The organism is Microbacterium sp. A84, assembly GCF_051842815.1.
GTDB lineage: Bacteria > Actinomycetota > Actinomycetes > Actinomycetales > Microbacteriaceae > Microbacterium.
Genome location: NZ_JBPXMS010000001.1, coordinates 2,009,763 through 2,026,601 on the forward strand (window position 1 = coordinate 2,009,763; position 16,839 = coordinate 2,026,601).

A 16,839-nucleotide genomic window follows, 5' to 3' on the forward strand; every position below is an offset into this window, starting at 1 on the left:
CCGTGGAAGCATGTCCGCATCATCACGCGCGCTGACCGCGCGCCAACGACAGTCCGACCTGCTGCTCGCCGGCGTCGTGTTCGTCGCCGGCATCATTAGCGCCGCGCTGTCGGCGGTCTCCGGCCTGTACGGCGAAGAGCAGGCACCACTGTGGCAGGCGATCGTTTACCTGCTCGTGCTCGCGCTTCCGCTCGCCGCGCGCCGCATCTGGCCTGCTCAGGTCGCGGTCATCGTCTCAGTCGCGTACTTCTTCGCCGCGACATTGCGGGTGCCGGAGATGTATGCCGGCAACATCGCGATGTTCATCGGGCTGTACACGGTAGGCGCGTGGATGGCCAACCGCCGTGCGGCGATGATCGTGCGGGTGTCGATCATCGTCGGAATGTTCATCTGGCTGATGATCACGATGTACCGCGACGCGATCGACACCGCCAACGAAGAGGAGATTGTCGCGGGGGCAATGTCGCCGTATCTCGCCTTCATGATGCTGCAACTGTTGGTGAACGTGCTCTACTTCGGCGGCGCCTACTACTTCGGAGAGCATGCCTGGAAAGCCGCGATGCAGCGCCAGTCCCTCGAGCAGCGCACAGAAGACCTGGAGCGCGAACGCGAGGTCACTGCAGCTCAGGCGGTGGCGCTCGACCGCGTCCGCATCGCGCGCGAGCTTCATGACGTCGTCGCGCACCATGTATCGGTGATGGGCGTGCAGGCAGGGGCCGCGCGTATGGTCCTCGATCAGGATCCCGCTCGGTCGAAGCAGATCCTTTCCAGCGTCGAAGAATCGGCACGCGAAGCCATCAGCGAGTTGAGACACCTACTGGAGACCCTGCGGTCGAACGGGGACTACGAAGATGCTGCGTCCACCGTCTCGCTCGCCGACATCGCGCGACTCGTCACGGCGTCGAATGGCGCAGGACTCCCGACCGAATACACGGTCGTCGGCGAAGAACGGCCAGTGCCGTCGGTCGTGCAGGTAAACCTGTATCGCATCGCACAGGAGTCACTCACCAACGCCCGCCGCCATGCGGGCATCGGAGCTACAGCCGACGTGCGTCTGCGCTACACAGCAGAGGACGTCGAGCTCGAAGTGGTGAACACGGGCCGCCTGGTACTCGCGCCCCGGCCGGGAATGGGGCAGCTGGGCATGCGTGAGCGCACCCTGGCCTCGGGTGGCACGATTGAATCTGCACCTCGCGAGCGCGGAGGCTGGCGCGTGCGCGTGCAGGTTCCGCTGGACGCGCACGCTGAACTGGCAGGAGCCTCCGCATGACCGACCCGATCCGCGTTCTTCTCGTCGACGATCACGCGATGTTGCGTGCCGGGTTCCGCACCATCCTCGACATCCAGCCCGACATCACCGTGGTCGGCGAAGCGTCGACCGGCGCCGAAGCGGTGGCTGCGGCATCCGCTCTGGACCCGGATGTCATCTGCATGGATGTACAGATGCCCGATATGGATGGCATCGAGGCGACCAGACGGATCATCTCCGATCCGAACGTGCACGCCGCGATCGCGATCGTGACGACTTTCGATCGCGATGACTATCTGTTCAGCGCTCTGGATGCTGGCGCGAGCGGTTTCCTGTTGAAGAACGGTGGCCCGGAGGATCTGGTCGCCGCGGTGCGCGTGCTCGCCGCAGGCTCCGGGATGCTGGCACCAGAGGTCACCAGGCGTGTCGTGCAGCGGTATGCGACGGCCGCGACGGGCGACGGAGCTGTGGTCACGGCATCCGCCTGTTCACTCGATCTCATCGAGCCGCTTACCGAGCGTGAGGCAGAAGTTCTCGCGCTCCTGTCCGAAGCGATGAGCAATGCGGAGATCGCGGCAGCGCTGTTCATCGGCGAAGCAACGGTCAAGACTCACGTCTCACGCGTGCTGCAGAAGCTCGGCGCCCGTGATCGGGTGCAGGCCGTGGTGCTGGCGCTGCGGCATGGGTTGGCGTAGCGCAGGCCCCGCTGGCGCGGGAAGAAAAACCTGGCTGAATCCGCATGGGAAGCCGGGTTTTTGTTCTCCGCACACGGAGGGCGCGACAGCGAGGGCGACGGATGCGCGAAAACGACGGATGCCCCGCAGCGCAAGGCTGCAGGGCATCCGATCAAGCGAGAACGATTAGGCGTTCACGAGCTCGGCGGAGTGCTGCACGCGAGCGATGAGGCCGTTGAATGCCTCGAGGTAGCCGACGAGGAAGCCGGCGGTGCTGTCATCGGTGACCTGGCCGTCTTCGGTGAAGAGGCCCGGACGGTCCTGGATGAAGCCCTCGGGCTGACCCATGGTGACCGCGCTGAAGTGGCCAAGGATCGCGCGCAGGTGCTGCTGAGCAGCAGCGGTCGCGACACCCGAGCCTGAGGTGCCGATCACGGCGACCGGCTTGCCGAAGAAGGACATCTCGCCGTAGGGGCGGGTTGACCAGTCGAGGGCGTTCTTGAGCACGCCGGGGATGGAGCGGCTGTACTCAGGGGTGACGATGATGACGCCGTCGACGTCGGCGATTGCCTTCTTGTAGTCGAGCGCAACCTGAGGGAAGTCGCCGTCGTAGTCGGGCGAGTAGAAGGGCAGATCCTTGATCGAGATCTCCACGAGCTCGACACCCTCGGGAGCGAGGTTCGTCAGCACGCGCGCCAGGCGACGGTTGATAGACGTGCTCGAGATGCTGCCGACGATGTATCCGATGGTGCGAGTCACTGGTATTCCTTCTGTTTTGAGATCAGGCTGAACCGTTTGCGGTCTCAAGTGGGCAACGACCGCATGAAGGATTGTATTCCAACGCATGCAGTCAGTTCCCTGTGAGCGCCATCTCGCGCTACCCTCACCCCTATGACTGACGCGCCCGCCCCGCTGTCTCGACCGGTCCTTGCGGGCATCGTCACCGCACTCGTCGGCTTCACCAGCTCATTCGCCGTCGTGCTCACCGGGCTCGACGCCGTTGGCGCGACACCGGCTCAGGCAGCCAGCGGCCTGTTGATTCTTAGTCTCACGATGGGGCTGGCCTGCGTCATCCTGGCCTGGCGATACCGGATGCCGATCACCGTCGCGTGGTCGACGCCCGGTGCCGCACTTCTCGCCGCAACCGGAGTGGTCGAAGGCGGATGGCCCGCCGCCATTGGCGCATTTCTCACGGTGGCAGCGCTCACTCTGCTCGCAGGACTATGGCCAGGGTTCGGCCAACTCATCGCGCGGATTCCGGCATCCATCGCCCAGGCGATGCTCGCGGGGGTCCTGCTCCCCCTCTGCCTCGCCCCCATCGTCGGCATCGCTGAGAATCCCTGGGGTGTGATTCCGGTGGTGGTCACCTGGCTGATCTTCGCCAGACTCGCGCCGCGTTGGGCAGTCCCCCTGGCATTCGTCGCTGCCGCCATCGTGGTCGGCGTGGAGCTGATCCGCAGTGGGGCTGCCGTGGATGCCGGGCTTCTCATCCCCCGCATTGAACTCGTCGCCCCGACCTTCACCGTCGGCGCGCTCGTCGGCATCGCCCTGCCGCTGTTTGTCGTGACGATGGCCTCGCAGAACGTGCCAGGCGTCGCAATCATGCGCAGCTACGGTTACGAGGTGCCGTGGCGTCCGGCGATGTTCGTAACGGGCATTGGCACGGCACTCGGCGCACCCGCGGGCGGCCATGGAATCAATCTCGCGGCGATCAGCGCCGCTCTCGCCGCAGCCCCAGAAGCAGACCCCAATCCGAGCCGCCGCTGGGTTGCTGGCGTATCGACGGGCTTCTCCTACATCGTTCTCGGCGGCTGCGCCGCGGCCTTCTCGACGCTCGTACTCCTCGCCCCTGCCGCCGTGATTCCGGCCGTTGCCGGTCTCGCGCTCTTCGCCGCCCTCGGCTCCTCTGTGCACCAGGCCGTGGCTGAACCCGCAGAGCGGATGCCGGCCGTCGTCACTTTCCTCATCGCGGCATCCGGGCTCTCGTTCGTCGGAATCAGTGCCGCATTCTGGGCGCTGCTGGCCGGCCTTCTTGTGCGCGTGATCCTGACACCGCTCCGGCGCTGAGCGAGAGCTGGCGGGACGGTAGACTGGGCATGCCCGCCTTCCCGCGACTTCTGGAGCCTTCAATGCCCACCATCGTCGTCGACGTCATGCCCAAGTCTGAACTGCTCGACCCGCAGGGGAAGGCCGTCTCCGGCGCGTTCGCACGCCTCGGCGTGACCGACTTCAGTGACGTCCGCATCGGCAAGCGCTTTGAACTCAAAGTCGATGGCGAAGTGACCGAAGCTGTGCTCGCCGAGGTGAAGAGAATCGCCGATGAGGTGCTCTCGAACTCCGTGATCGAGGACGTCGTCGGCATCGAGGTCGTCGAGTGACCGTCCGCATCGGCGTCATCACCTGGCCGGGTTCCCTGGACGATCGCGACGCTCAGCGCGCCGTGCGCCTCGCAGGTGCCGAGCCCGTCGCGCTCTGGCATGGCTCCCATGATCTCGAAGGCGTGGACGCGCTCGTCCTGCCTGGCGGTTTCAGCTACGGCGACTACCTGCGCTCCGGTGCAATCGCTGCGCTCTCGCCGATCATGGCCGAGGTGAAGGATGCCGCGGCCAAGGGCATGCCCGTTCTCGGCATCTGCAATGGGTTCCAGATGCTCGTCGAGGCGCACCTGCTGCCCGGCGGCCTGATCCGCAACGACCACCAGAACTTCGTGCGACGCGACCAGAAGCTAATCGTCGAGAACACCACTTCGGACTGGACCAATGAGTTCACCCAGGGCCAAGAAATCATCATCCCGCTGAAGAACGGCGAGGGCGGCTACATCGCCGATGACGAGACGCTGGACCGCCTGGAGGGTGAGGGCCTGGTGGCCTTCCGCTACGCCGGGGTCAACCCGAACGGCTCGCTGCGCGATATCGCCGGCGTCCGCAATGAGGCAGGGAACGTCGTCGGGCTCATGCCGCACCCCGAGCACGCCACCGAGCCTGGATTCGGCCCCGACACTGCCACCGCCATGCGCAGCGGCATCGACGGATTGGCGTTCTTCACGAGCGCGATCGCCGCGGTCAGCCGCGTCGCCGCGTAGCCTGCCGCAGCCGCAACGCATCAGAACTAGATGCCGGCCGGCGGCCACACCCCGATAAGTACGGCCATGATCCCGAGGGTGACGAGCTCGTGCGCGATGTTCAACGTCGTGAGCTGGGTCGGCCGCCCCTCGAAGGCATCATGCGTGATGAACCGGGCGGCGGTGAACCCTGCCCACAGCAGGATCGACGTCACCACAGCCGCGCTGAAGAACGATCCCTCGTAGAAGTGCCAGGCGATGGCGGATGCTCCGGCCAGCACCCATGCCGTGACGAAGCTGACGAGAACCGTGGTGATGATCGGCCAGACGGCGCTCTTGGCTGAGCCCGAGATATCGACGTTCGCCAGCCTCGCCCATCTCGTGCCAAACACCTTCGGGGTGTACCAGATCGATCCGACGATCATGCTCGAAAGCATGGCCAGCAGCACCGCCCAGTAGTTGATCTCCGGAATCATTGCTCCTCCTCGAGAATCTGCGCGACCGAGCGTCGCCGTTGTGGCCGAGAGTACTCCCCTGCCCGTCCGCGATCGATAGGCCCTCCGCGGTCGATAGGCTCAGGATGTGAACCTCTTCGTCACCGTCCCCACCGCCCGCCTGGCTGAAAACATCGGCACCCTCCCCGAGGGCGTCGAACTTGAGGTCTGGGACATGAAGTCGCCAGCGCCGCGTGAGCGCATCGACCTCGCGGTGACGCCGTACATGGGAAGCTCGACGGTGCTCGGCAATCTTGCCGGCCTCGACATCGGACTCGTCCAGAGCCAGTCGATCGGATACGACGGTGTGGCGGATGCCCTTCCCGCCGGCGTCCCGTTCGCGAACGCCGCCAGTGTGCACGAGACGTCCACCGCCGAGATCGCTCTGGCGCTGACCCTTGCCGCGCAACGGCAGTTCCCGCGATTCGTGCTCGCTCAGCAGCAGGGCGAGTGGTCGCCGGTTTTCGCCGAGAGCCTGGCCGATCGCAAGGTGCTGCTGGTCGGCTTCGGTGGTGTCGGAGAAGCGATCGCCGTGCGGCTCGAACCGTTCGAAATCGAGCTGACCGTGGTCGCGCGCACCGCACGCCCGGTATGGCACGAACGCCTCGGCCGGGTGCAGGTGCATGCGATTGAGGAGCTGCCCGCTCTGCTCCCTGACGCCGAGATCGTCATCCTCGCGCTTCCTGGCGGAGCCGAGACGCATCATTTGTTCGGCGACGAGCTGCTCGCCCTGATGCCCGCCGGCGCTCTGCTGGTCAATGTCGGACGCGGCACACTCGTCGACAGCGATGCGCTCGTGCGCCAGAACGGACGCATCCGCGCAGCCCTGGACGTCGTCGATCCGGAACCGCTTCCGGCGGAGCATCCGCTCTGGAAGACTGACGGTGTACTCATCTCGCCGCACGTGGGCGGGGCATCCACCGCGATGAACCCGCGCATCGCCCGGCTGGTCCGCACGCAGATCGAGCGGATGCTGAGCGGTGGCGCGCCCGTCAACGTCGTGATCAACGACTGACACCGAACCGATTCGATCGGCGCCCTAGCGTTTCTGTAAGCGCTTGCAGTAGGCTCATCGCATGACAGAGCTTGAGCAGTCCGCCGCGCCCGGTTCCGAGTGGTGGCGCAGCGCCGTGATCTACCAGATCTACCCGCGGTCATTCGCCGATGCCTCCGGCGACGGAATCGGTGACCTGCCTGGCATCACCAGCCGTCTCGATGCGCTGCAAGATCTTGGCGTGGACGCGATCTGGTTGAGCCCGTTCATGACGAGTCCGCAGAAGGATGCCGGCTACGACGTCACCGATTACCGCGACGTCGACCCGATCTTTGGCACCCTTGCCGACTTCGACGAGATGCTCGAGCAGGCTCACGCTCGCCGCATCCGCGTTATCGTCGACCTCGTTCCGAACCACTCCTCCGACCAGCACGTCTGGTTCCAGCAGGCGCTGAAGGCCGCGCCCGGAAGCCCCGAGCGTGCGCGCTACATGTTCCGCGACGGCAAGGGCGAGAACGGCGAGCTGCCCCCGAACAACTGGGAGAGCGTCTTCGGCGGTGGCATGTGGGAGCGGGTGACCGAGGCCGATGGAAACCTCGGCCAGTGGTATCTCCACATCTTCGATGCGACGCAGCCCGACTTCGATTGGACCAACGAAGAGGTGCGTGAGGAGTTCCGCTCCGTCCTGCGCTTCTGGCTCGATCGCGGCGTCGATGGCTTCCGCGTCGATGTCGCCCACGGCATGATCAAGGCCGACGGCCTGCCCGATTACACGCCTCCGGCAGATGCCGGCTCGATGGGCGGCGTGGACGACGTGCCGTACTGGGGACAGGACGGCGTTCACGACATCTACCGTGACTGGCACAACGTGCTGGCCGAGTACGACGGCGAACGCGCACTCTGTGGTGAAGCCTGGCTGCCGACGCTCGAGCAGACCGCACTCTGGGTGCGGCCGGGCGAGATGCACCAGACATTCAACTTCCCGTACATGATGACCGAGTGGGATGCCGAGCGCATCGGCAGCGTCATCCGCGAGTCGCTGGATCAGTTCGGTGAGGTCGGCGCGCCCAGCACGTGGGTACTGTCGAACCATGACGTCATCCGTCACGCTTCGCGCCTCGCACTCACCGCCGACAGCCCGCAGGGCGATGGGATCGGCCCACTCTCTGCTGGCAAGCCCGACCAGGCAACAGGATTGGCCCGCGCACGCGCAGCGACCACGGTGATGCTCTCACTCCCCGGCTCGTCGTATCTCTACCAGGGTGAAGAGCTCGGTCTTCCAGAGGCCATGGAGATCCCCGACGAGTTCCGTCAGGATCCGACCTGGTTCCGCACGAATGGTGAGCGCTACGGGCGTGACGGATGCCGCGTGCCCATCCCCTGGGAAGCGGATGCTCCTGCCTACGGTTTCAACGACTCCGGTGATGCGTGGCTGCCGCAGCCGGCCGAGTGGGCGGCATTCGCCCGCGACGTCGAGGAGCCGGATGCCACCTCCACCCTCAACCTTTACAAGGCACTGCTGCGCCTGCGTCGCGAACGCGCGCTGGGCACCGGTTCGCTGGTGTGGGAAGACCTCGGCACGGATGCTGTCGCGTTCCGCCGCGGCGACCTGCACGTGGCAGTGAACCTGAGTGATGCTCCGCTCGAGCTGGGCGAAGGCGTGACGTTCGTCGTGCAGAGTCAGGCTTTTGATGGCACCGCACTGCCGACGGACACCGCCGCCTGGTATCTGAAGGCCTGACCCCGCCACATGGTCAGCATCGATGAGGTCGCCAAGCTGGCCGGAGTCTCCACGGCGACGGTTTCGCGCGCGCTCAGCGGTCGCGGCTATGTGTCAGCAGTATCCCGTGAGCGAGTCCACGTAGCCGCGCAATCGCTCGGCTACGTGGTCTCGTCACGCGCATCGAGCCTCGCTTCCGGCCGCACCAGGAACATCGGCGTCGTCGTGCCGTTCCTGGATCGCTGGTTCTTCAGCACCGTGCTCTCCGGTGTCTCCAGCGCCCTGATGCGCCATGGCTACGACATCACGCTCTACAACATCACGGCGGATGCGGATGCCCGCAAGGACGTGTTCGAGACGGCGCTGCGCAGGCAGCGAGTGGATGCCGTGATCGCCGTGTCGATCGAGCTCGACGAGGCCGAAACCACGCGGCTGCTCGCTCTCGGACTGCCTGTCATCGCGATCGGTGGCCCGAATCCGAAGCTCGACACCCTCACCGTCGACGATTTCGCCCTCGCCCAGCTCGCCACTGAGCACCTACTGGGCCTCGGTCACACCGAGATCGCGCATATCGGTGCGAACCCAGAGTTCGACATCGACTTCCACATCCCCACCAATCGCCGCCTCGGTTTCGAGAAGGCATTGGCGGATGCCGGGATCACCCTGAACCCCGCCCTGCTCGAGCCAGCGGACTTCACGGTCGAGGGCGGCTATCGGGCCTGCAAGCAGCTGCTCGGGCGCCCGGGCGCCCGCCCGACGGCGGTGTTCGCGGCATCCGATGAGATGGCGGTCGGCGCCATCCTCGCCGCACGTGACCTCGGCTACCGCGTTCCCGAAGATCTGTCGGTGATCGGTATCGATGGCCACGACCTGGGCCGGGTCTTCCGCCTCACCACTGTCGACCAGTTCCCGTTCAAGCAGGGCGAGCGGGCAGCAGATGCCGTGCTCGCCAGGTTGAGTGCGGATTCGGCCACCCCTCAGGAGCACGAGGCACTGCCCTTCGAACTGCGGGTTCGCGGGACGACCGCGCGACGCTGACCCGCACCGTTCCCACGGATCAGGCGGTTCCGCGGATCAGCAGGTTCCGCGGATCAGGCGGGCGGGAAGCCGCCGCTCAGCCGCCCGTGGAACATTCCGCTGGCGTCGTTGAGCCCCACCAGTTCGACGGACTTGCCGTGCTGTGCGTACTTGGTCTGAATTGCGTCCAGTGCGGCGACGGTCGACGCGTCCCAGATTCGCGATCGTGACAGGTCGATGACGACACGGCCCGGATCGTCGGCATACTCGAACTGCGTGGTCAGGTCGTTGCTGCTGGCAAAGAACAGCTGGCCGTCGACGACGTAGTGCGCAGTGTCGCCCGCCACCGTTCGGACCACCGTCACGAAGTGTGCGACCCGCCTGACGAACAGCACGGACGCCATGAGCACCCCGGCGATGACCCCGATCGCCAGGTTGTTGGTGATGACAACCGCGAGCACTGTGACGAGCATGACCGCGGTCTCGCTCTTCGGCATCCGCTTCAGAGTCGACGGACGGATGCTGTGCCAGTCGAATGCCCCGATCGCGACCATGACCATGACGGCGACGAGCGCGGCCATCGGAATCGTCGAGACGAAGTCGCCGAATACGACAACGAGAAGGAACAGGAAGATCCCGGCGCAAAACGTCGAGATGCGGGTGCGCGCGCCGGATTCCTTGACGTTGATCATGGTCTGGCCGATCACGGCGCATCCGCCCATGCCGCCGAAGAACCCGGACAGCATATTCGAGACGCCCTGCGCCCAGGCCTCACGTGTCTTGCGAGAGTGCGTGTCAGTGATCTCGTCGACGAGCTTGGCCGTCATCAGCGTCTCCATGAGGCCAACCACGGCGACAGCGAGCGCGGATGGCGCGATGATCGTGAACGTCTCCCAGGTGAGCGGCACATTCGGGATGAACAGCTCGGGGAGACTCTGCGGCAGCTCGCCCTGATCGCCGACCGTCGGCACCCTGATCGCGAAAACCATGACCACGGCGGTCACGATGATCACCGATATCAGTGGCGCCGGGATGATCTTGGTGATCTTCGGCATGAAGATCATGACGACGATGCCAAGCGCCACCAGCGGATACACCAGCCAGGGCACGTTCAGCAGGTGCGGCACCTGCGAGCTGAACACGAAGATCGCCAGCGCGTTGACGAACCCGGTCATGACGCTGCGGGGGATGAAGCGCATGAGCTTCGCGACTCCGAGCACAGCGAGCAGCACCTGGAACAGCCCGGCGAGCAGGATGGTGGCGATGAGGTAGTCCAGGCCGTAGGCCGGCGCTACCGGAGCGACGACCAGTGCGACGGCACCGGTGGCCGCGGTGACCATTGCCGGACGTCCACCGAGGAACGCGATCGACACCGCCATGATGAATGACGAGAACAGGCCGACCTTGGGGTCGACTCCGGCGATCACCGAGAACGCGATGGCCTCGGGGATGAGGGCGAGACCCACCACGAGCCCCGCGAGGACTTCGCGCGTCAGCATCCGCGGGTTCTTCAGAGCGGTGAGAACAGACGGATTCGCGCGATAGCGGGCGCGATCGTCAGCGGCAGTGGTCATGAAGACTCCAGAGGTGAACGCCCCGACCGGGGCAGATCCACTGTAGCCGGGGAACGATCCGCGTTCAGGCGACCACGAAACCGGTGCGTAGCAGCACCTCATCCCGCGAACTCGGGCCCACCAGCAGGTCGAACTCTCCTGGTTCCACGACCCTGTTGCCTGCGGCATCCACGATCGTGCAGTCCGCGACGGGCAGATCGAGCCGTACCCGGGCACTCTCTCCCGGCGCCAGTGCCACCTGGCGGTAGGTCTTGAGCTCCTTGTCGGCCCAGCTGACGCTGGTGATGGCGTCCCGTACGTACACCTGCACTGTCTCGATCGTCGGACGCTCACCGGTGTTCGTCACCGTCACCTGCGCGACGACGGTGTCGGATGCCGCGAGCGTCGCCTCTTCGACCACGAGATCGGAATACGCAACCGTCGTGTACGACAGGCCCTCACCGAACGCCCATGCCGGCGACTGCGTGAGGTCGGCGTAGCGGTCACCGTGCTGCCCGCGGATCTGGTTGTAGTAGGTCGGCTGCTGACCGGCGTGCCTGGCGAACGAGATCGGCAGACGGCCGGTTGGTTCGGTCACACCCGTCAGCAGCTCGGCGATCGCGCGTCCGCCCTGCATGCCCGGGTTCGCCACCCACAGCACCGCCGCGGCACGCGAAACGGATGCCGGCAGCACGAGCGGCTTCGACGCGAGCAGCACGACGATCACCGGCTTACCGGTCTCGATCAGTGCGTCAAGCAGGGCGATTTGCCCGCCGATTAGTTCGAGCGTCGCGGTCGAGCGGCCCTCGCCGTAAAGGCCCAACGCATCGCCGACGACAGCGATGACGGCATCCGCAGACTCGGCCGCCGCGACAGCCGCAGCGATCTGATCGGCATCCGGTGCGCAGGGCGACACGACCGGAGGCCGAGGCTGGCCATCCGGCCAGGTCACGCCGCGTGGGTCGGGTTCGAGAGTGAGGATGTCCGCACCGCGTGCGTGCACGACCTCCCATGGCGCGATCTCGCGCAGACCGTCGAGCACGGTCGTGATCATCTCGCGTGGCTGCCCGTCGAGCCAGCCGGCCTGGCCGGATCCACCGGCCCAGTCGCCGAGCTGCTCCTGCGCATCATCCGCGAGCGGCCCGACGACGGCGACGCGCTTCACGGTCGCTGGCGCAAGTGGCCCACCAGGCGCAGCCGGCGCAAGTGGCAACGTACCGTCGTTCTCCAAAAGCACGAGCGAGCGGCGGGCGACCTCGAGGTTCAGCTCCGCGTGCGCGGCCGTCCCGACGAGCTGCTCGACAGCTTCGACAGGAAGCCGCGGGTTCTCGAAAAGGCCGAGCTCGAACTTCAGCGTCAGGATCCGCTCGACAGCAGCGTCGAAGGAGTTCTCGTCGAGCAAGCCCTGGGCGACAGCATCCAGCGCACCTTCGAAGAAGGTCGGCGTATTCATGACCATGTCATTGCCGGCCTTCACCGCGGCGGCGGCGGCGTGCGCGATGTCGGGCTGCACGTGCTGTTCCCACACCATTCGGCCGACGTTGTCCCAGTCGGTGATGAGCGTGCCGGTGTAGCCCCACTCACCACGCAGCACGTCGCTGAGCAGCCAGTCGTTGATCGTGATCGGGACGCCGTCGGTGCTCTGATACCCGAGCATGAAGGTGCGGCATCCCTCCCGTGCGACGCGCTCGAACGGTGGCAGGAACCACGAACGGAGCTTGCGGCGCGAGATGTCCGCCTCGCTGGCGTCGCGTCCGCCCTGGGTCTCGGAGTATCCGGCGAAGTGCTTGGCCGAGGCGAGAATCGCGGTCGGGTCGTCGAGCCCTTTGCCCTGATATCCCCGCACCATGGCGGAGGCGAGTTCGCCGATGAGGAACGGGTCTTCGCCGAACGTCTCGTTCACGCGCCCCCAGCGGAGGTCACGGGCAATGCAGAGCACTGGTGAGAATGTCCAGTGGATGCCGGTGGCTGCCACCTCGACCGCGGTTGCACGGGCGACGCGCTCGATGAGCGAAGCGTCCCATGAAGAGGCCATTCCGAGCTGGGTCGGATAGATCGTCGCACCCGGCCAGAAGGAGTGGCCATGGATGCAGTCTTCCCCGACGATCAGCGGGATGCGCAGCCGCGTCTGAGCGGTCAGCTCGTTCGCGCGCAAGAGACGCTCCGGAGAGGTGTGCAGAATCGATCCGACCGAGCGGCGCAGCACATGATCGTCGAGATCATCGCGCGCGTCGAGCTGCAGCATCTGCCCGATCTTCTCCTCAAGCGTCATGCGCCCGAGGAGGTCGGCGACCCGCTCCGGGATGGGCAGATCGGCGTTCAGGTAGGGGACGGTTCTCAGTGTGGGGTGTGTCATCACTTCTTGATCTCTGTCATGGTCTTCAGGGAGGATTCGGTGCGCACGACGGTGACGGCGTCGTTGACGTCGAGCCCCTTCTTCTTCATGGCGCGGGCGCGTTCGCCGGCGGAGCGCAACCGCGGATTGACGTATTCGTCGATGCCGAAGTTGATTAGCGACAGGGCGACGCCGATGGCTGCGATGCAGAGCCCCGGAGGCATGTACCACCACCACTGATTCTGACCGAAGGCGCCCTGCGCCGAGGCCCAGTTCAGGATCGTGCCCCAGTTGTAGGTGGTCATCGGGATCACCCCGATGTAGGACAGCGTCGTCAGCGCCAGAATGGCGGCAGTCACCGTGCCGACGAAGCTCGCGGCGATCAGTGCCATGAGGTTCGGCAGCATCTCGACGGTGATGATGCGGCGCAACGGCTCTCCGTTGGCGCGAGCGGCCTGGACGAAGTCTCGGTTGCGCAACGACATGGTCTGCGCGCGCAGCACGCGCGCTCCCCACGCCCATCCGGTGAGCCCCAGCACCCCGGCGATGAGCACCAACGGCGGGTCTTCGAACAGTGAGGAGACGATGATGATCAGTGGAAGGCCGGGAATCACCAGGAACACGTTGGTCAGCGCCGACAGCGCCTCGCTCTTCCACCCGGAGAGGTAGCCCGCGATCACACCCACGGTGATCGCGATGAGGGTTGCGATGAGAGCTGCGAGGAAGCCGACGACGATGACACCGCGGGTGCCGTGGATGACCTGGCTGAGAACATCCTCACCGATATGGGTCGTCCCCAGCCAGTGAGCTGCGGAGGGCGGCTGCAACCGGGCCGAGTTGTCAATCTTCGTCGGCGAGAAGGGTGCGAGCACATCGGCGAAGATCGCAACAAGCACGAAGAACGCGAGGATCGACAGGCCAGTGATCGATTTCGCATTGCGGAACATCGCGAAGGCGCTGGCGGTCTTCGTCAGGAATGTAGTGATGGTCATCGCTCAGGCCTCCGTCTGGCGCGTACGCGGGTCAAGGAATGCGTAGGCGATATCAGCGAGGATGTTCGCCACCAGCACCGACAGGGTGAGGACGAGGAAGACGCCCTGCATGAGCGCGTAGTCCTTCGCGTTCGTGGCATCCAGAAGAAGCTTGCCGACGCCGGGATAGCTGAAGACCATCTCCATGACGATCGTGCCGCCGACGATGAAGCCGATCGACAGCGCGAAGCTCTGAATCTGCGGCAGCACGGCGTTGCGGGCGGCATACCGCCACAGCACACGCCGGTTCGGCATGCCCTTCGCCTGCGCGACAGTGATGTAGTCCTCATCGAGAACGGTGAGCATCATGTTTCGCATCCCGAGCATCCATCCGCCGAGCGAGGCGATGACGATGGTCGCTGCGGGAAGCGTGCCGTGGTGGATGACCTGGCCGATGAACTCCAGGTTCCAGCCGGGCACCATCCCGACGCCATAGGCCTTGCCGATCGGGAACCAGCCGAGGTTCACCGAGAAGACGGCGATCGCGAGCAGACCCAGCCAGAAGTAGGGGATGGTGCTGAGGAACGTGGTGATCGGGATGAACGCCTCCAGGCGGCTGCCCCGGCGCCATCCGATGATCGCGCCACCGATCGTGCCGATTGCGAAAGAGACGATCGTCGCGAAGCCGACCAGCCCGATCGTCCACGGCAACGCCTGACTGATCACCTCGGTGACTGGGCGCAGGCCATGCAGCAGCGAGACGCCGAGGTCTCCATGCAGCAGCAATCCCCAGTAGTCCAGGTACTGCTGGAAGAGGCTCTTGTCTGTGTCGAGGCCGAGCAGGGCACGCAGCGCGTCGGCCGCTTCCGGGGAGACGTCCCGGTTGCGCGCGAGGTACTGGGTGACCGCATCGCCCTTCATCATGCGGGGCAGGAAGAAGTTGATCGTGAGAGCCGCCCACAGCGTGAAGAGGTAGAACGCGGCGCGTCCGCCGAGGAAGCGCCACGGGATGCGCGAGCGACCGGCGATGACCTTCGTCGCCGTGGTGCCGATCTCGACGGCGTTTACGCTCTCATGCTGTTCGGCGAGAGGGGCCTGGGGTTCGACGGCGGTCATCGTGCACCTCCGAGGGTGTCGGCGAAGAATCGCTCAGGGTCGGGGGATGCGGCGCGCAGCTCCTGCGTGTACGGGTCCTTCGGCCGCAGGATGACATCATCGGCCGGGCCGTGCTCGACGACGCGACCCTGGTTGAGCACCATGATCTCGTCACTGAAATGGCGAGCGGTGGCGAGGTCATGCGTGATGTACAGCACGCCGAGTCCCTCCTCGCGCTGCAGGTCGGCGAGCAGGTTCAGCACTCCGAGCCGGATGGAGACGTCGAGCATCGACACCGGTTCGTCGGCAACGAGGATCGAAGGATGGGATGCCAACGCTCGAGCAATTGCGACGCGCTGACGCTGCCCGCCGGAGAGTTCGTGTGGACGGCGATCGATCACAGTATCCGGATCCAGCCGCACGCGCTCGAGCAGGCGGCGCACCTCGGCCTCGGTCTCGTCCTTCGGCACGACGGCGTCCAGACGCAGCGGGCGCTCCAGGTGATACCGGATCGAGTGGTACGGGTTGAGGGAGGCGAAGGGGTCTTGGAAGACCATGCGCAGCTGCTGACGATACGTGCGCAGCCCCTTGCCGCGACGCGGGATCGGGGCACCGTCGAGCAGCACCTCGCCGCTGGTGGGCCTCTCCAGCTGAGTGAGGATCTTCGCGATCGTCGACTTGCCGCTGCCGGACTGGCCGACCAGGCCCAGGGTGCGCCCTGACTCCAGGGTGAAGCTGACGTCGGAGAGCGCGGTGATCTGACCGGCACCTCGGACGTTGTAGATCTTCGTGATGTTTCGGACCTCGAGAATGCTCATCGGAGGACCACCCCCTTCTCTCCGGTCAGGCGCGGGAACGACGACAGGAGCGTACGGGTGTACTCGTCCTGCGGGGCGTTCCAGATGCGCTCTGCGGTGTCGAGCTCGACGATCTCGCCTTCGCGCATGATCGCGATGCGATCGCTGATCTCCAGCAGCAGCGGGAGGTCGTGGGTGATGAAGATGACCGAAAAGCCGAAGGCCTCGCGCAGCTGCGAGATCTGACGCAGAATCTCGCGTTGGACGAGCACGTCCAACGCGGTCGTCGGCTCGTCCATCACCATCAGCTGCGGTCGCAGAGCCAGCGCCATCGCGATCATCACGCGCTGGCGCATGCCGCCGGATAGCTCATGCGGGAAGGAGCGGATGCGCTGCGCGCCCACCTTGACGATCTCGAGCAGCTCGATGACCGCCTCACGGCGCTCCCGCCTGCTCATGCCTGGGCGATGGATCTCGAAGACGTCCTCGAGCTGGGAGCCGATCGTGGCCACGGGGTTGAGCGCGTTCATCGCACCCTGGAACACCATCGAAATCTTGTCCCAGCGGAACCGTCGCATCTGCTCGGCGTCGAGGGTGCCGACGTCGATGTCATCACCCATTCCGTCGTGGAAGGTAACGGAGCCGCTCGTGATCACAGCGGGCGCCTTGAGCAGGCGCTGGATGCCGTAGGCGAGGGTGGTCTTGCCGCATCCGGATTCTCCGGCAAGGCCGAGAATCTCGCCGCGTTGCAGTTCGAGGCTGACGTTCTTCACCGCCGCCACGGGCGGGTCCACGTCGTACACGACCGAGAAGTCGCGTACGGAAAGAAGTGGGTCTGACATGGGTATCACTTTCATGCTCACCGCACCCGCGAGACTT

At 65.6% G+C, this 16,839-nt stretch carries 16 protein-coding genes; 8 read left to right on the plus strand and 8 right to left on the minus strand.

From position 1 onward, the window contains the following. Positions 1-10 precede the first annotated feature (10 nt). Entirely contained in the window at positions 11-1,270 is a 1,260-nt protein-coding gene (locus tag ACSU04_RS09640; RefSeq protein WP_439289261.1) for a sensor histidine kinase, read from the plus strand. Next, positions 1,267-1,944, plus strand: a complete 678-nt coding sequence (locus ACSU04_RS09645) for a response regulator (RefSeq protein WP_439289262.1) — start codon at positions 1,267-1,269, stop codon at positions 1,942-1,944. The genes ACSU04_RS09640 and ACSU04_RS09645 overlap by 4 nt, the downstream gene beginning before the upstream one ends. Positions 1,945-2,109: 165 nt before the next feature. Here ACSU04_RS09645 and ACSU04_RS09650 read toward each other — a convergent pair whose 3' ends face one another. Beyond that, positions 2,110-2,682 (minus strand): NADPH-dependent FMN reductase, encoded by a 573-nt coding sequence (locus ACSU04_RS09650; protein WP_439280117.1) that lies wholly within the window; start codon positions 2,680-2,682, stop codon positions 2,110-2,112. A gap of 132 nt (positions 2,683-2,814) precedes the next feature. Here ACSU04_RS09650 and ACSU04_RS09655 point away from each other — a divergent pair, with 132 nt between their 5' ends. The 3 genes from ACSU04_RS09655 (at position 2,815) to purQ (ending at position 5,005) form a co-directional block, all read left to right on the plus strand. After that, positions 2,815-3,990, plus strand: coding sequence for a benzoate/H(+) symporter BenE family transporter (locus ACSU04_RS09655; RefSeq protein WP_439289263.1), 1,176 nt, complete (start codon positions 2,815-2,817; stop codon positions 3,988-3,990). Between the two features lie 62 nt (positions 3,991-4,052). Next, positions 4,053-4,301: a phosphoribosylformylglycinamidine synthase subunit PurS gene (gene purS / locus ACSU04_RS09660; RefSeq protein WP_439280115.1), complete on the plus strand. Its 249-nt coding sequence runs from the start codon at positions 4,053-4,055 to the stop codon at positions 4,299-4,301. Further along, positions 4,298-5,005, plus strand: coding sequence for a phosphoribosylformylglycinamidine synthase subunit PurQ (gene purQ / locus ACSU04_RS09665; protein WP_439280114.1), 708 nt, complete (start codon positions 4,298-4,300; stop codon positions 5,003-5,005). Before purS ends, purQ begins: the two co-directional genes overlap by 4 nt. Before the next feature lie 26 nt (positions 5,006-5,031). Here the strand turns inward: purQ and ACSU04_RS09670 are convergent, their stop codons facing one another. Further along, entirely contained in the window at positions 5,032-5,460 is a 429-nt protein-coding gene (locus ACSU04_RS09670; protein ID WP_439289264.1) for a DUF1761 domain-containing protein, read from the minus strand. Positions 5,461-5,566: 106 nt separating this feature from the next. Between ACSU04_RS09670 and ACSU04_RS09675 the strand changes: the two genes are divergently transcribed. From ACSU04_RS09675 to ACSU04_RS09685, 3 genes are all read left to right on the plus strand, one after another. Beyond that, the gene (locus ACSU04_RS09675) at positions 5,567-6,493 is read left to right on the plus strand and encodes a 2-hydroxyacid dehydrogenase (RefSeq protein ID WP_439289265.1); all 927 of its coding nucleotides are present in this window, start codon (positions 5,567-5,569) and stop codon (positions 6,491-6,493) included. A 61-nt stretch (positions 6,494-6,554) separates the two neighbouring features. After that, positions 6,555-8,213 (plus strand): glycoside hydrolase family 13 protein, encoded by a 1,659-nt coding sequence (locus ACSU04_RS09680; protein ID WP_439289266.1) that lies wholly within the window; start codon positions 6,555-6,557, stop codon positions 8,211-8,213. Positions 8,214-8,222: 9 nt separating this feature from the next. After that, positions 8,223-9,230, plus strand: coding sequence for a LacI family DNA-binding transcriptional regulator (locus ACSU04_RS09685; protein WP_439289267.1), 1,008 nt, complete (start codon positions 8,223-8,225; stop codon positions 9,228-9,230). Between the two features lie 53 nt (positions 9,231-9,283). On the opposite strand, the gene ACSU04_RS09690 is transcribed toward ACSU04_RS09685, so the two are convergent. The 6 genes from ACSU04_RS09690 to ACSU04_RS09715 form a co-directional block, all read right to left on the minus strand. Continuing rightward, on the minus strand, positions 9,284-10,783 hold the full coding sequence (locus ACSU04_RS09690; protein ID WP_439289268.1) for a SulP family inorganic anion transporter: 1,500 nt from the start codon (positions 10,781-10,783) through the stop codon (positions 9,284-9,286). Positions 10,784-10,847: 64 nt separating this feature from the next. Continuing rightward, positions 10,848-13,118 (minus strand): glycoside hydrolase family 3 N-terminal domain-containing protein, encoded by a 2,271-nt coding sequence (locus tag ACSU04_RS09695; RefSeq protein WP_439289269.1) that lies wholly within the window; start codon positions 13,116-13,118, stop codon positions 10,848-10,850. Continuing rightward, on the minus strand, positions 13,118-14,089 hold the full coding sequence (locus ACSU04_RS09700; RefSeq protein ID WP_439280107.1) for an ABC transporter permease: 972 nt from the start codon (positions 14,087-14,089) through the stop codon (positions 13,118-13,120). Before ACSU04_RS09700 ends, ACSU04_RS09695 begins: the two co-directional genes overlap by 1 nt. A gap of 3 nt (positions 14,090-14,092) precedes the next feature. Continuing rightward, positions 14,093-15,184 carry an ABC transporter permease gene (locus tag ACSU04_RS09705; protein ID WP_439289270.1) on the minus strand — a complete coding sequence of 364 codons (1,092 nt, stop codon included), beginning with the start codon at positions 15,182-15,184 and terminating at the stop codon, positions 14,093-14,095. Beyond that, positions 15,181-15,981, minus strand: a complete 801-nt coding sequence (locus ACSU04_RS09710) for an ABC transporter ATP-binding protein (protein WP_439280105.1) — start codon at positions 15,979-15,981, stop codon at positions 15,181-15,183. Before ACSU04_RS09710 ends, ACSU04_RS09705 begins: the two co-directional genes overlap by 4 nt. After that, a complete protein-coding gene (locus tag ACSU04_RS09715; protein ID WP_439289271.1) occupies positions 15,978-16,802 on the minus strand; it encodes an ABC transporter ATP-binding protein in 825 nt (274 codons plus the stop codon). Before ACSU04_RS09715 ends, ACSU04_RS09710 begins: the two co-directional genes overlap by 4 nt. Positions 16,803-16,839 lie beyond the last annotated feature (37 nt).